Below are 14,440 nucleotides of genomic sequence, written 5' to 3' on the forward strand. Positions count from 1 at the left end.
GGACTCAAATTGCCGGACTTACACTAAGGGTCAAATGGAGATGCAAGCGTGGGTCAATGCTGTTCAAGGTGCAGGATTCTCGATACGAACGCAAGATTTGTTGCACGTTGCGTGGATAGCAAGTTTTATGGACCGTTTTCAACTAACTTCGATGGCGGTTCGCACCAGTTAAGTAGCGAGCTGGATTGTTCAGCCAAAAGAGCATCTAGAGGTTGCCAAACGTAAGTCTGCTCATGGCCACAAATCCGGACTTAGAAAGCAAGGTTATCCAACGGTTTATCGTCAAGAGTAAACAGGATCGTTATATCCAGTTCGTGAATTCGTCTAATAATCGAAAAAAGTTTATTGCAAACTTGGCTCATTTCCGCGACTTGGAAGCCAGCGTCTTCGAGCTGGTAAGTGGCATCGAGGAAGAAGTAGTTCGACAGGCGCTAGCCCAACAAGGTATTGCCACTCGCACGTGTTACGTCATCAGCGAAAATTCCCAAATTGATGCCCGGGTACTAGATATCAGCGAAGCTATGCGCGAGACGGTCGGGCATCAAATGGGGACGATGCTCGTCTTTGGTGACGCAGATGCGCTGTACTACGAGTCGGAAACTATGAAAATTCGCTACATCAGCAAGCCGAGGTAGATCCGTCGATTGTTAACGCAAACGGTGGTGTGAATTACCATGCACACCCCAAGCGGGACGTTCACGGCACCTAAATGTAGTGCGCTTACCCAGCACACGTTACACTCCCGCCAGCGTGAACTCATCCCCGTCCTGCAAGGCCGGGAACTTCGCCCGGAACTCCTGCAAGCCCTCCCAACTCAGCGTGCGGGTGAGGCAACTGGGGGCCCCAGCGGCTTCGGCTACGTACTCGCCGCGCATGTCCAGCAGGGCTGAATCGCCGGCGTAGGCGTGGCCGAGGCCGTCGGTGCCGATGCGGTTCACGCCGGCCACGTAGGCCAGGTTTTCGAGGGCGCGGGCTTGCAGCAGCACCTGCCAGGGGCCCCGGCGCACGGCGGGCCAGTTGGCCACGTACAGTAGCAGGTCGTAGGGCGCGGCGGCGGGGTTGCGGCTCCACACGGGGAAGCGCAGGTCGTAGCAAATGAGCGGGCAGATGCGCCAGCCGCGCCATGCCTCCACCAGCGGGGCCCCCTGGCCGGCGGTGTAGGTGCGGTGCTCGCCGGCGAAGGTGAACAGGTGGCGCTTGTCGTAGTGGGCCAGGGTGCCGTCGGGCCGCGCCCACAGCAGGCGGTTGTGGAAGGCGTCGCCATCGCGGATGATGACGCTGCCCGTCACCACCGCGCCCAGGCGGGCGGCGGTGGCGCGCAGCCAGGCCACGGTGGGGCCCTGCATGGTTTCGGCCTGGCCGGCGGCGTCCATGCTGAAGCCGGTGGTGAACATCTCGGGCAGCACCACCAAGTCGGTGGGCGCGGGCAGGGCCCCCAGCAGCTCATCGAACTGGGCGCGGTTGGTGGCTGGGTCGTGCCAGTGTAGGTCGGCTTGGACCAGGGTTACGGTGAGGTCGTTCGGCATGGAGTGGCTTGCGGGTCAAGAGGATGCGGTTGGTAAAGGACGGGCGTTTGAGCCAACTCAAATGGCTTCTAAGAAGGGGTCCGGAAGGGAAGAGGCGCCGGGCCCCCAAGGTATTGACTGGCGGCGGTTTCTGGGGCCCCGGCGCTGCTTTGGGAGCAGGCCCCAGAATTTTTTTCGCTGGATTAATTCTAAATAAGGAATTCATTCTGTTTCTTTGCAGGAAATCTGGATTAATTCTAAATAGCTGAGTTTTGCAAAATCTTCGACTCCTGGGCTTGGCCACCGCATTTGCCGGGTCCGCCTTCACCGCTCAGGCGCAGCAGGCGGCCGCCATCCGGGGCCGCGTCACCACTGCCGACGGCCAGCCTGCCCAGGCCGTGACGGTGGGCCTGAAGGGCCGCGGCCAAGGGGCCATTACCAACGCTCAGGGCGAGTACGTGCTCGACCGCCTGCGGCCCGGTTCCTACACGCTGGTCATCTCGGCCGTGGGCCTGAAGGCCGAGGAAAAAACCGTGACGTTGGGCCCCGGGCAGCCATCGGTTTCCGTCGATTTTGCGCTGGCCGAAAACGCCCAGCAGCTCCAGGAAGTGGTGGTGAGCAGCGGGCGCACCAACAAGTTCAGCCGCACCAACAGCGACGATGTGGCCAAGATGCCGCTCAAAAACGTGGAGAACCCGCAGGTGTACAGCACCGTGACCAAGGAACTCCTGACCGAGCAGCTGGTCTTCACCGCCGACGACGCCACCCGCAACGTGCCCGGCATCCAGCGCCTGTGGGAATCGACGGGCCGCGCCGGCGACGGTGGCAGCTACTACACCATGCGCGGCTTCGTGACGCAGAGCCAGTTGCGCAACGGCCTGGTGGGCAACGTGGCCACCACCATCGACGCGGCCAACCTCGAAAAGCTGGAAGTCATCAAGGGGCCCTCGGGCACGCTCTTCGGCAGCGCCCTCACCTCCTACGGCGGCCTGCTGAACCGCGTCACCAAAAAGGCCTACGACAAGTTCGGGGGCGAGGTGAGCTACTCGGCTGGCAGCTATAACTTCAACCGCGTAGCCCTCGACCTGAACACGCCGTTGAACCCCGCCAAAACCATCCTGTTCCGGGTGAACGGGGCCTGGAACTACGAAAACAGTTTCCAGGACGTGGGCTTCAGCCGCACTTACGCGCTGGCCCCCACCCTCACCTTCCGGCCCACCGACCGGCTGACCATCACGCTCGACGGCGAGTTTCAGCGGAACACGGCCACGGGGCGCACCTTTTTCTTCCCCAACTCTGCTATCAGCCTGCTGGGCTTCGACCGGGCCGACCAGGCCCCCATCGACTACCGCAAAACCTACAGCGGCGCGGGGCTGTGGACCGCCAGCCGGGCCACCAACCTGTTTGGGCAGGTGAACTACCAAATTTCGCCCACCCTGCGCTCGTCCACCAACTTCGCGTCGAGCAGCAGCTACTCCAACGGCTTCGGGCCCTACTTCGGCATTGTGGGCAACGGCAAGGGCATCGGCCAGGATTCGCTCCAGCAGTCCGACCAGTCGAGCCGCGACAGCCGCGCCCGCCTGGTGCAGGTGCAGCAGCTCTTCAACGGCGACTTCCAGCTGGGCAATATGCGCAACCGCGTGGTGCTGGGCTTCGATTTCCTGCACGTGCGCAACGACCAGTTCCTGTTCGGCAGCACCTACGCCACCGTGCCTATCAGCTCGCCTACCTACGGTTATGGCGCCTTCAACGGGGCCAACATGACCCGGCTCTACAACACGCAGGCCCCCAGCTACACGTACCCGGTTTTCAACGAAACCAATACTTACAGCGCCTTCCTCTCGGACGTGCTGAACCTGACCAACCGCCTGAGCGTGCTGGCCGCCGTGCGCATCGACCGCTTCGCCAACAAGGGCGCCGACGGGGCCAACGCCGGCTTCAACCAAACGGCGGCCTCGCCCAAGTTCGGGGCCGTGTACCAGCTGGTGCCCGCGCAGCTGTCGGTGTTTGCCAACTACCAGAATTCCTTCGCCAACCGGGGCACCTACTTCGGCTACGACGCCGCCACCAACGCCCTCACCGCGCCCATCACCGCCAAGCTGGAGCACGCCAACCAGGTAGAGGCCGGCGTGAAGTTTGACCGCCTGGGCGGCCGCTTCACGGCCACGCTGAGCGTGTACGACATCCGCGTGCAGAACGTGCTGCGTACCGACTCCAACCCGCGCGGCGCGGCCCTTTTTGCCCAGGTGCAGAGCGGCGAGCAGGTGAGCCGCGGCGTGGAGGCCGATGTGGTCATCAACCCCCTGCCGGGCCTCAACGTGGTGGCCGGCTTCGCCTACAACCACGCCGAGCTGACCAACGACGTGCCCGCTACCGAAGGCCGCCGCCCCGGCACCGCCGGCTCGCCCACCCTGGCCAACCTGTGGGTGAGCTACCGCCTGCCCACCGGCCTGCTCAAGGGCCTGGGCCTGGGCGCCGGCGGCAACTACGCCAGCGATAACCTGGTGGTGAACGACGCCAACGCCGGCCAGTTTACGCTGCCCAGCTACGCGGTGCTGAACGCCAGCGCCTTCTTCGACCAGCCCCGCTACCGCCTCGCGGTGAAGATGGACAACCTCACCGACCAGCACTATTGGATCGGTTACGGCTCGATGAACCCGCAGAAGCTGCGCAGCATCATCGGCTCGGTAGCGTTCAAGTTTTAAGGTTGAGCCGTTTCGGGGTTAGTGAATGTAGGGGCGGGGCTTGCCCCCGCCCGAAGGCCGCGCCCGCCATACAATTCCGTTCCAGGACGGGCGGGGGCAAGCCCCGCCCCTACACCTGTGCAGGGGCTCCGAAACCGCTGTAAGGCCGGATAGCAGGCCGTCAGAGCGATTAAAAGGACGTCATGCAGCACGCCTTTCTCTGTTTCGCTTGATAATCTCACGGCCTTAGGGCCCCGGCAACTCACTCCATCTCCCCGCCATGACCCTCAAGCAAGCCATCGGCAAACTGCACCTGTGGCTGGGCCTCGGCTCGGGGCTGGTGGTGCTGGTAGTGAGCTTGACGGGGACCATCTTCACGTTTCAGGACGAAATACGGGACGCCATCGAGCCCTGGCGGCTAGTGGCCGCGCCGGCCCACGGGGCCCTGCTACCGCCCTCGCGCCTGCACGCAGCCACCGTGGCGCAGCACCCCGGCGCCGTGCCGTTGTACACCACGTACTACGGGCCGGGCCGCTCGGCTACGGTGTATTTCTCCGATCCGGCCGGGGGTAGCTACCTGGCTTCGCTGAACCCCTACACCGGCCGGGTGCTGCGCGAGCAAAACCTGGCCACCGACTTCTTCACCATCGTGCAGGCCCTGCACATGTACCTGCTGCTGCCGGTGGCCGTGGGCGAGTGGGTCGTGGGCGTGGCCACTGCCATTTTCCTGGTGGTGCTGGGCACTGGCCTGGTGCTGTGGTGGCCCAAGCGCCGGCAGGAGCGCAAGCAGCGCCTCACTATCAAGCGGGGTAGCAAGTGGCGCCGCCTGAACTACGACCTGCACCAGGTGCTGGGCTTCTACGTGGCGGCGGGCGCGTTCATTATCTCCCTCACGGGCTTATTCATGAGCTTCGGCTCGTGGCTGCAAGCGGCCAGCACCCTGGCCAACGCCGGCCGCCACTACCCCCGGGAAGAGGCCCCACCCGCCGTGGCTGCGCTGGCCGCCGCCCGGGCCCCTGCCCAGCCGCTGGTAGACGCGGCCTACGCCCAGGTGCGCCAGCATTCGCCCACGGCCAACATGGTGATGATCGGGTCGGTCACCGATCCCAAGCAGCCCCTGTATTGCCTCACCTACCAAAAGGCGCTGCACTACTACCACCGCGACGAGTACTACTTCCACCCCGTGTCGGGCCAGCTATTGGGGGCCCTGCCCCACGCCACCAAAAGCCCCGGCAAGAAGCTCGGCGACCTGAACTACGACCTGCACACCGGCCAAATTTTAGGCCTGGGTGGCAAAATCGTGGCCTTTCTCATCAGCCTGCTTTCGGCCAGCCTGCCCGTCACCGGCACGCTGCTGTGGTGGGGCCGTCGCCATAAAGCCAGGAAGCCGGCGCTGGCCCGCGCGGCGGCGGTGCGGCGCTAGATGCGCAACGGGGGAACCTCACCCCCGGGGCCCTGTTCTCACGTTGGCCCCGGGGGGGCCTAAGTACTCACGCGTAAGTAAGCGTATTGAATTGAACGTCATGCTGAGCGCAGTCGAAGCATCTCTATCTCGTAAGTAAATAATTACTATTGCGATAGAGATGCTTCGACTGCGCTCAGCATGACCGCCTTTTTTGCTACGGTCACTTTTGCGCGACTACTTAATCCAGCCGCTGGCGCAGGCGGGCGGCGGCGGCTTCCAGCGTGGGGGCCTCTTTGGCAAAGCAAAAGCGCACCAGGCCGGGGTCGTAGCCGTCGTGGTAAAACGCGGATACCGGCACCACAGCCACGCCCCAGCGCCGGGCCAGCTCCTCGGCAAATTCCACGTCGGGGGCCTCGGAAAACGCCGCGTAGCCCGCCAGCTGGAAGTAGCCGCCCGGCACTGCCAGCAGGTCCCAGCCGGTACCGGCCAATAGGCCCCGGAACAAGTCGCGCTTGGTCTGGTAGAAGCCGGCCAGGCCGCGGGCGTGGGCGTCGGTGGCGTCGGCCTCCAGCGCGTCGGCCAGGGCCAGCTGGGTGGGCGTGCTCACGCTGAAGGTGACGAACTGGTGCACCCGGCGCAGCTCGCGCGTGAGGGCCGGCGGGGCCACGCAGTAGCCCACCTTCCAGCCGGTGGCGTGGTAGGTTTTGCCAAACGACGAGAGTACGAAGCTGCGCCCGCGCAGGCCCGGGTGCTGCCGCGCACTGCGCGCCGGGGCCCCATCAAGCACCAGGTGCTCATACACTTCGTCACTGAGCACCAGTGCGTCGGTGCCGTCCACGAGGTCGGCCAGCGCGTCCCAGTCTGCATCCGAAAACACCGCCCCGCTGGGGTTGTGGGGCGAATTCACGAGCACTAGCCGGGTGCGCGCCGAAAAGGCCGCCCGCACCGCGGCCCAGTCGGGCCGGAAGCTGGGCGTGGGCAGGCGCACATAGCGCGGCACGCCCCCTTGCAGCCGAATGGCGGGCCCGTACAAATCATACGCCGGCTCAAACACCAGCACCTCGTCGCCGGGCCGCACCACGGCCGCCAGCACCGCGTACAGTGCCTCGGTAGCCCCGGCCGTGATGGTGATTTCCGCATCGGGGTCGGGCGCCGGGGCCCCCGGGCGCAGGCGGCCCACCTGCGCAGCAATAGCGGCCCGCAGCCGCGGCAGCCCCGGCATGGCCGCGTATTGGTGGCCGTCGGGCGAGAGGGCGTGGCGGGCCAGGGCTTCGCGCAGAGCCAGCGGCGGGGCGTAATCGGGGAAGCCCTGGGCCAGGTTAAGGGCCCCGGTTTCCTGGGCCAGCAGGGTCATGCGGGTGAAGATGCTGGTGCCCACGTCGGGCAGTTTGGAGGCAAGCATTTTGGTAGCTTTTGGTGGCGGCTTCTGGCTGAGGATTGGGAACAGTAGGCCCCCGTATGGCCGTCAAAAGCCGTTAGCTGCCAGAGTTGTTCCCGAATAGAAAATTGCACAAAAAAGGCCGTCATGCAGAGCGCAGCGAAGCATTTCTACTGTGCCACTAATTAATGATTGCTGCTGCGGGAGAGATGCTTCGCTGCGCTCTGCATGACGGCCTTGCGGGGCCCCAACTCCCACCACCACTCCTAACTAAAAGCCAACATCCATTAGCTAACCGCCTCACAGATACAATGTGAACGTAGTGCCGGCGTCTACTACGCTGGCTACTTCGAGGTGGCCGCCGTGGCTCTCCACGATGCGGTTGACGAGGTAGAGGCCCATGCCCGTGCCGTCGATGTGGGCGTGGAAGCGGGCGAACTGCTGGAAGAGCTGGGGCCCAAACCGGTCGAGGTCGATGCCCAGGCCGTTGTCGCGCACCGTGAGCACGGGGCGGCCGGTTTCGGCGTCGGGCACGGCCCCCACTACAATGCGGGGCGGCCGGCCGGGGGCGGCGTACTTCAGGGCGTTACTGAGCAGGTTGAAGAGCAGGCTTTGCAGGTGGGCGCGCACGTAGAGCACGGTGGGGCAGCGCGCCACGTCGAGGGAAATATCGGCCCGCAGGCGCGTCACCTGGTTTTGCACGCTGTGCACGACGGCGCGTACCATGGGGGCCAGCTCTACGGCCTCGGCCGGGGCCGGCTGGGGGCGCTGGAGCTGCACCACAGCCGTCAGGTCGTCGATGGTGTCGTAAATCTGGGTGAGGGCCCGCTCGAAGTAGGAGATGAGCTGCCCGGCTTCGGGGTCGCGGAAGTAGGCCGTGCGGGTAAGCTCCTCAAAAATGCCCGCCATGTTGTTGATGGGCTGCTTGAGGTCGTGGCTGGCGGTGTACACGAAGTTGTCGAAATCCTGGTTGGCGCGGGTCAGGCGCTGGTTTTGCTCCTCCAGCAAGCCCTGGGTACGTACGGCGTCGTCCACGTCGGTACTGGTGCCGTACCAGCGCACAAACTGGCCCCGGGCGTCGTAGAGGGGCTGGCCGCGGTGCACAAACCAGCGGTACTGGCCCGTGCGGGCGTCGTACAGGCGCGTGTGGAGCTCAAAGGCGCGGCCGCTGGCCCAGTGCGTGGCCATTTCCTGCACGGCCGCGGGCCGGTCTTCGGGCGGCAGCAGCTGCGCCCAGCCGTCCTGGGCTTGGTCTAGGGGCAGGCCCGTGTAGTCCACCCAGTGCCGGTTTACGAAGGTGAAGCGCCCGTCGGCGGTGGCGGCCCATACCAGGTGCGGAAGGCTTTCGACGAGGAAGCGGAAATCCTGCTCGCGGCGCACCAGCTGGTGGGTGAGGGTGCGCAGCTGGTGGATGTCGGTGTTGGCGCCGTACCAGCGCAGCACATGGCCGCGGGCGTCGCGGGCGGGCTCGGCCTGCACCAGCACCCAGCGGAAGGCTCCGTCGTGGCGCAGCAGGCGCAGCTCCACCTCAAATGGGCTGCCCTGGGCTACGGCCTGCTCCCAGCGGGTCAGCGCCTCTTCCTGGTCGTCGGGGTGCACGGCGCGCCGCCAGTCGTTGGGGGCCCCGCGGCCGGCCGGGTCTTCGCCCAAAAACTCGGCGGTGCGCTTGTTGAAAAACTCCAGCTGGCCGTCGGCGGTGGCGGTCCACACCTGCTGGGGCAGGTGCTCGGCGAAAATGCGCAGGCGGGCCTGGCTGTGCAGCGAGTGCGGGTCGGCGGGGTGTAGCGCGTCGGTTACGTCGAGCAGGCTCAGCAGCAGGCCGGGGGGCGAGCGGCGGTACGCAGGCAGGGCTTGCAGCGTGGCCTGCCAGTAGCGGGCCCCGGGGGCGGCGCGCTGCGGGGTGGGCGTTAGTACCTCGGGCTTGCCTGTGGCCAGGGCTCGGGCCAGGGCGGCGGGCCACTCGTGGGCGGGAGCCAGCAGGGCCTCGGCGGCGGCGGCGGCGTGCAGCAGCTCGGCCAGGGGCCGGCCCGGCAGGCGGGCCGGTTCCTGGCCGGGCAGCAGGGCCAGCAGTGCATCGTTCAGCACCTGCACCTGGCCGCCGGGGCCCAGCAGGGCGTGGGGAGCGGGCAGGGCGGCAAATACCAGCTGGAAATCGAACCCGGGAGAAGGCGCAGAAACAGGGGGCATGCGGCAGCAGGCAAGGTGAGGGCAAGGAACGCAAAACCAAAGGTAACCGCCGGCTGCAAAGGCCCGCCTTTGGGCCTAAAAAAGCCCCCGGCCGCGGGACCGGGGGCAAAGCAGCTAGTGGAGTCGGGGCCCTATAGCACCGGCTTTAGCAGGCTGGGAAACAGCTTGCGCACGTGCTCCACCTTATGGGCCGACACGTTCTCGATGTATGGGCTGTCGAGGTGCAGGCGGTAGTAGCCCTGGTGGTAGCCCTCGGCGGGCCAAAACTGCTGGAGCGGCACTACCTGGGTCACGATTTTGCCGTCGTACTCCTTCGAGCCGTTCACTTTGGCGATGGTCGTCTCCAGCACTTTCTTCTCGGCCGGGGTGCGGTAGAACACGGCCGAGCGGTACTCGGGGCCCGTATCGGGGCCCTGGCGGTTGAGCTGGGTGGGGTCGTGCGAGGCGGTGAAGAAGATATCGGCCAGCTGCTGGTAGCTGATCACCTTGGGGTCGTAGTAGATGTCGACGGCCTCGGTGTGGCCGGTTTCCTGGCCCGCTACCTGCTCGTAGGTGGGGCGGGCCACGGTGCCGCCGGTGTAGCCGCTCACTACCTGCTTCACGCCTTTTATTTCTTCAAACGCTTCTTCCTGGGCCCAGAAGCAGCCCCCGGCGAAGGTGGCCTGCGCCAGGCTGGCGGCGTTGGCCGGGGCGAAGCCGGCGGTGGAGCGCGTGAGGGTTCCGGGCTTGGCTTGCGCCTGGGCCTGCGGCGAGCCGCAGGCGGTAGCGCCGGCCAGCAAGGCCAGGCCGGCGGCTAGTTGCAATAGGTTTTTCATGGGGAAGCAGGGGGTGAAAGCTGAAGTACGAAACGGCGCGGCCCGCCGGATGGGGGCGGGGCCTGGTCCGGTAGACGGCCCCGCGCGGCGAACCTTGCACGGCCCACCGCGCGGATGCTCCTTCGTTAACAAAGAGCCCGCCGAATAGGCTCCCGAAGCGCGGTAATTTGCAGGGAGTGAGCGCTGGATGGTGGCAGGCTTCACAAACCATTTAACTACAATTTGTATATAGCGTTACCTTTCAGCCCGGGGCCCTGGCTGCGGCTTCCTTTCCTTTAATTTTACCATTCCGCACTATGCCTACGCCCTACCCGGTGCCGCATCGTTTTCGTTGGTACGCCCTCGCCGGCCTGGGCCTGCTGGGCCTGGGCACGGCCGCCCTGCGCCCCGCCGCTGGGGCCCCCGACGAAGTAATCCGCCGCCTGGTGCAAGGTGTGCAAATGTTCTATGCCGATGCCCGGCCCGAAAAGGCCTACCTGCACCTCGACCAGGACGTGTACTCGGCCGGCGAAACCGTGTGGTTTGGGGCCTACCTAGTGGACGGCCAGCAGCACCGCCCCGACTCGCTGAGCCAGGTGCTGCACGTCGAGCTGGTATCGGCCCGCCACCAGGTGGTGCTGCGCCAGGCCCTGCACCTGGCCGGCGGCCGGGCCCCCGGGGCTCTGGCCTTGCCCGATACGCTGGCCCCCGGCACCTACCAGCTGCGCGCCTACACCGGCTGGATGCGCAACTCTGGCCCCGACTTTTTCTACAGCCGCCACCTGCACGTGTGGCCCGCCCCAGCCGCGGCCGACGCCCCCACTGGGGCCCCCGTTGCGGCGTGGAACGTGGCCGCCGCCGCCCGCGCCGAGGCCCGCCACCTAATTGCTCCGCCCGATGTGCAGTTCTTTCCCGAAGGCGGCAATCTGGTGGAAGGCCTCGAAAGTGTGGTGGCCTTCAAGGCCGTGGACGATGCTGGCCAGGGCCTCGACATGAGCGGGCAAGTGCTCGATGACCAGAACCGGGCCGTAGCCACGTTCCAAAGCACGCACCTAGGCATGGGCACGTTCCGGCTGGTGCCGCAGCCCGGCCGGCGCTACCATGCCATGGTGGCGGGGCCCTGGCCCGAGGCTATAAGTGTGCCCCTGCCTGCCGCCCAGGTCAGCGGCTACGTCCTGCACGTGGCGCCCGAGTTCAACGCATTCCGCGTGAGCATTCGCCAGCGCGGGGCCCCCAGCGGGCGGGTGCTGCTGCTAGCCCAGGTGCGGGGCGCGGTGGGCTACCTGGGCCAGGGCGAAGTGGTGGGCAACGACGAGTTTACGGTGCGCATTCCGCGGGCCAAGTTTGCGGCCGGCATTGTGCACTTCACGGTGTTCGACGGGGCCGGGGTACCCCAGGCCGAGCGCCTGGCCTTCGCCCCCGAGGTCGCCCCGTTGCGCGTGGCCCTCGCCCCCGACCGCCCCACCTACGGGCCCCGCGAGCCGGTGCGTGTGCAGGTGAAGGTGACCGACGCCGCCGGCCAGCCGGTGGGCGCCACCCGGCTGTCGGTGGCCGTGGCCGATGCCGCCGGAGCCGCCGCCGACGCCGAAACTATTGCCTCAAACCTACTGCTGACTTCCGACCTGGCCGGCTACGTGGAGGGCCCCGGCTACTACTTCGAAAACCCCACCGCCGAAACTGCCGGGGCCCTCGACGCCCTGCTGCTGACCCAGGGCTGGCGGCGGTTTGCATGGCCCAGCGTGTTGGCCGGCCCGCCGCCCCGGCCCGCATTTGGCTTCGAGCAGTCGCTGGGGTTGCTGGGGCAGGTAGCCTTGCCTAATGGACAGCCCGCGCCCAACAGCCAACTCCTGCTGGTGCGCAGCGCGCCCAGCCGCTTGGTAGTGCCGGGCACTACTGATGCGCAGGGCCGCTTCTTATTCAGTGGCCTGGGGGGCTACGATAGCAGCCGGTTCGCATTGCAGGCGCGCACCGCGCGGGGTGGCCGGGCTTTGGTGCTATCCCTCGACGCCGGCCCGCCCGTGGCCCCCGTGGCCCTGCCGGGCCTGCCTCCGCTGCCCTCACCCGCCGAAACCGAAGCTGCACGCGGAAGCCAGGCGCAGGCGGTGGCCAACCGCCGCTTCCGCCGCGACACCGTCGGAACGGTGCAGCTGGACAACGTGAGCGTGAAAACCAAGAAGCTGGCCGCTTTAAACAGCCGCCTCTACGACCCGCACAACGCCGCGGTGCTGCGCATGGACGACCTGCCGCCCGCGGCCGTGAGCATGACGGCGTTTCAGGTGCTCCAGGGCCGGATACCGGGCGTGAACGTTACCGGGGCCGAACCCAATATGGTGGTCCAAATCCGGGGGCCGTCAACTATCCACGGCGGCGACCGCCCGCTGTTCTTACTTGACGGGACGCCCGTGGCCTCGGACGCGCTGGCCTTCTTCCCGGCCCACGACATCGAAACGATTGAAGTACTGAAGGGGACGGCGGCGATGGTGTACGGTAGCCGGGCGTTCAATGGCGTGGTGGCCATCTTCACGAAGCGCGGCGGCCCCACTAATGCCCAGCGGCAGGCGGTGGCCCCGGGTGTGCTGAGCATCCGCACGGCTGGCTACGCCTGCCCACGGCAGTTCTACCAGCCGCGCTACGACCGGCCCGTGCCCGCCGCCGCGCCCGCCGACCCGCGCCGCCGCACCCTGTACTGGAACCCCGACGTGCGCACCAACGCCGCCGGCGAGGCCGAGCTCACCTTCTACACCGCCGACGCGGCCGGGCGCTTCCAGCTCGTGGCGCAGGGCGTGTCGGCGGCCGGGCAGCCGGCCCTGGGGCGCGGGGCCCTGCAAGTGGCCCTGCGGCCGTAAGGCGGCGGGCACGGCCGGCCCGCGGCAAAACCTATTCGGCGTAACTTTGTCCGGACAGTGCGCGCCACCAATGGCCGTGCTTTTTGCTCCCGTTCTGCCCGCATGGCTACCGCCCCCACCGCTTTTACCGTGGCCACCGCCACCGAGCCGCACCGCGTGCGCACCCGCCAGATTGTGCGGGCCCACCCCGAGGTGAAGCAGCTCATGACCCGCACCCCCGCTACCCTCCTCATCGGGGCGGGCTGCGTGGCGGCGCAGGTGCTCATCGCCTATTTCCTGCGCGACCAAGCCTGGTTCTGGACCATTCCGGCCGCGTATTTGGTAGGCGCGTTTTTCTCGCACACGTTATTTGTAGTTATCCATGAGGCGGCCCATAACTTGGTATTCAAGGGGTTGTGGAAGAACGTAGCTACCGGCATCCTGGCCAACTTCCCCTCGATTTTCCCCACAGCCATCAGTTTCAAAAACTTCCACATCAAGCACCACGTGTTCCAGGGCGTGCACGAGCTGGACGCCGACTTGCCCGACTGGTACGAGGCCAAGCTGATCAAAAACTACAGCATCGGCAAGGCCATCTGGCTGTTTTTCTTCCCGGTGTTTCAGCTCATCCGCACTATCCGCTGCCGCGAAGTTGCCACCGTCGACCGCTACGTGGTGGCCAACATTGTGGCCCAAATTGCTTTCGATGTGGCGATTGTGTATTTCTTCGGCTGGACGGCCCTGCTATATTTGTTCCTCAGCTTTTGGTTTTCGGTGGGCCTGCACCCGCTCGGGGCCCGCTGGATTCAGGAGCACTACCTCACCCTGAGCGATACCCAGGAAACCTACTCCTACTACGGCCGTCTGAACGGCGTGAACCTGAACGTGGGCTTCCACAACGAGCACCACGACATGCCCAGCATTCCGTGGAACAACCTGCCCAAGCTCAAGGCCGTAGCCCCCGAGTTCTACGAGCCGCTGCTGGCCCACACCAGCTACACCAAGCTCTTTTTCCAGTTTCTGTTCGACCAGGAAATCAGCCTCTACTCGCGCATCATGCGCAAGGAGCGCGGCACCGCCACTCTCAAAGACCAGAGCGTGCCGGACAAAGAACTGGTCACCGTTTAGGGCCCCTGGGGCCCCGCCAAAAAAAGGGCAGCCCGCAGCGGGTTGCCCTTTTTTTGGCGCTTAAAAAATACTTTCGGTGAGCCGTGGGGGCTACCTTTGCCTTGCCTTTCCCGCCCATGAAAACAGCAATAAAAAACGCCTTCGGCAAAGTAATCATGACGGCGGAGTACGACGCGGCCAACCGGCTCGTGTACAACGAGTGGTTCGGCTACCAAACCCGCGAGGGCGTCATTATGGCCGCCAACGCGGGCCTGGCAGTCATCGCCCGGCACCGCTGCCCGCGCCTGCTGAACGACAATACCGCCGTGCTGGGCCCCTGGAACCACGCCGTGGACTGGATTGCCCAGGACTGGACGCCCCGCGCCATTGCCGCCGGCCTCACGCACTTCGCCCACGTCGTCAGCCCCGAGTCGTTCGCTGCCCTTTCGGCCCAGGCCATGGCCAGCGGCACCGCCGGCAGCTTCCAGATGCGCATTTTCGGCAATGTGCCCGAGGCGCGGGCTTGGCTGCGCGCGGCCCGGTAGCAGCCGCGGG

General features: G+C 66.0%; 10 protein-coding genes. 6 read left to right on the forward strand and 4 right to left on the reverse strand.

Features of this window, described 5'->3' with window-relative positions; all coding sequences use genetic code 11:
- Positions 1-233 precede the first annotated feature (233 nt).
- A complete protein-coding gene (locus tag DDQ68_RS17685) occupies positions 234-635 on the forward strand; it encodes a hypothetical protein (RefSeq protein WP_109657489.1) in 402 nt (133 codons plus the stop codon).
- Between the two features lie 99 nt (positions 636-734).
- On the opposite strand, the gene DDQ68_RS17690 is transcribed toward DDQ68_RS17685, so the two are convergent.
- Entirely contained in the window at positions 735-1,526 is a 792-nt protein-coding gene (locus DDQ68_RS17690) for an amidohydrolase (protein WP_109657490.1), read from the reverse strand.
- Positions 1,527-1,801: 275 nt separating this feature from the next.
- Between DDQ68_RS17690 and DDQ68_RS17695 the strand changes: the two genes are divergently transcribed.
- Positions 1,802-4,210, forward strand: a complete 2,409-nt coding sequence (locus tag DDQ68_RS17695) for a TonB-dependent receptor (RefSeq protein WP_245897093.1) — start codon at positions 1,802-1,804, stop codon at positions 4,208-4,210.
- A gap of 259 nt (positions 4,211-4,469) precedes the next feature.
- Positions 4,470-5,612, forward strand: coding sequence for a PepSY-associated TM helix domain-containing protein (locus tag DDQ68_RS17700; protein ID WP_109657491.1), 1,143 nt, complete (start codon positions 4,470-4,472; stop codon positions 5,610-5,612).
- A gap of 220 nt (positions 5,613-5,832) precedes the next feature.
- On the opposite strand, the gene DDQ68_RS17705 is transcribed toward DDQ68_RS17700, so the two are convergent.
- From DDQ68_RS17705 to msrA, 3 genes are all read right to left on the reverse strand, one after another.
- Positions 5,833-6,996: a methionine aminotransferase gene (locus DDQ68_RS17705; RefSeq protein ID WP_109657492.1), complete on the reverse strand. Its 1,164-nt coding sequence runs from the start codon at positions 6,994-6,996 to the stop codon at positions 5,833-5,835.
- A gap of 276 nt (positions 6,997-7,272) precedes the next feature.
- Positions 7,273-9,159, reverse strand: a complete 1,887-nt coding sequence (locus DDQ68_RS17710) for a sensor histidine kinase (RefSeq protein ID WP_109657493.1) — start codon at positions 9,157-9,159, stop codon at positions 7,273-7,275.
- A gap of 131 nt (positions 9,160-9,290) precedes the next feature.
- Positions 9,291-9,974, reverse strand: a complete 684-nt coding sequence (gene msrA, locus DDQ68_RS17715; protein WP_109657494.1) for a peptide-methionine (S)-S-oxide reductase MsrA — start codon at positions 9,972-9,974, stop codon at positions 9,291-9,293.
- A 296-nt stretch (positions 9,975-10,270) separates the two neighbouring features.
- On the opposite strand from msrA, the gene DDQ68_RS24310 reads away from it, so the two are divergent.
- From DDQ68_RS24310 to DDQ68_RS17730, 3 genes are all read left to right on the forward strand, one after another.
- Positions 10,271-12,799: a TonB-dependent receptor plug domain-containing protein gene (locus DDQ68_RS24310; RefSeq protein ID WP_109657495.1), complete on the forward strand. Its 2,529-nt coding sequence runs from the start codon at positions 10,271-10,273 to the stop codon at positions 12,797-12,799.
- A 102-nt stretch (positions 12,800-12,901) separates the two neighbouring features.
- Entirely contained in the window at positions 12,902-13,906 is a 1,005-nt protein-coding gene (locus DDQ68_RS17725; protein WP_109657496.1) for a fatty acid desaturase, read from the forward strand.
- A gap of 116 nt (positions 13,907-14,022) precedes the next feature.
- Positions 14,023-14,430, forward strand: coding sequence for an STAS/SEC14 domain-containing protein (locus tag DDQ68_RS17730; RefSeq protein ID WP_109657497.1), 408 nt, complete (start codon positions 14,023-14,025; stop codon positions 14,428-14,430).
- The last annotated feature ends 10 nt before the right edge of the window (positions 14,431-14,440 follow it).

Source organism: Hymenobacter nivis (genome assembly GCF_003149515.1).
Classification (GTDB): domain Bacteria; phylum Bacteroidota; class Bacteroidia; order Cytophagales; family Hymenobacteraceae; genus Hymenobacter; species Hymenobacter nivis.

What these genes read in the sequence shown, in the direction of transcription:
- DDQ68_RS17685 (WP_109657489.1), top strand. Translation starts at nt 234, where the DNA reads ATGGCCACAAATCCGGACTTAGAAAGCAAGGTTATCCAACGGTTTATC.
- DDQ68_RS17690 (WP_109657490.1), bottom strand. Translation starts at nt 1,526, where the DNA reads ATGCCGAACGACCTCACCGTAACCCTGGTCCAAGCCGACCTACACTGG.
- DDQ68_RS17700 (WP_109657491.1), top strand. Translation starts at nt 4,470, where the DNA reads ATGACCCTCAAGCAAGCCATCGGCAAACTGCACCTGTGGCTGGGCCTC.
- DDQ68_RS17705 (WP_109657492.1), bottom strand. Translation starts at nt 6,996, where the DNA reads ATGCTTGCCTCCAAACTGCCCGACGTGGGCACCAGCATCTTCACCCGC.
- DDQ68_RS17710 (WP_109657493.1), bottom strand. Translation starts at nt 9,159, where the DNA reads ATGCCCCCTGTTTCTGCGCCTTCTCCCGGGTTCGATTTCCAGCTGGTA.
- msrA (WP_109657494.1), bottom strand. Translation starts at nt 9,974, where the DNA reads ATGAAAAACCTATTGCAACTAGCCGCCGGCCTGGCCTTGCTGGCCGGC.
- DDQ68_RS24310 (WP_109657495.1), top strand. Translation starts at nt 10,271, where the DNA reads ATGCCTACGCCCTACCCGGTGCCGCATCGTTTTCGTTGGTACGCCCTC.
- DDQ68_RS17725 (WP_109657496.1), top strand. Translation starts at nt 12,902, where the DNA reads ATGGCTACCGCCCCCACCGCTTTTACCGTGGCCACCGCCACCGAGCCG.
- DDQ68_RS17730 (WP_109657497.1), top strand. Translation starts at nt 14,023, where the DNA reads ATGAAAACAGCAATAAAAAACGCCTTCGGCAAAGTAATCATGACGGCG.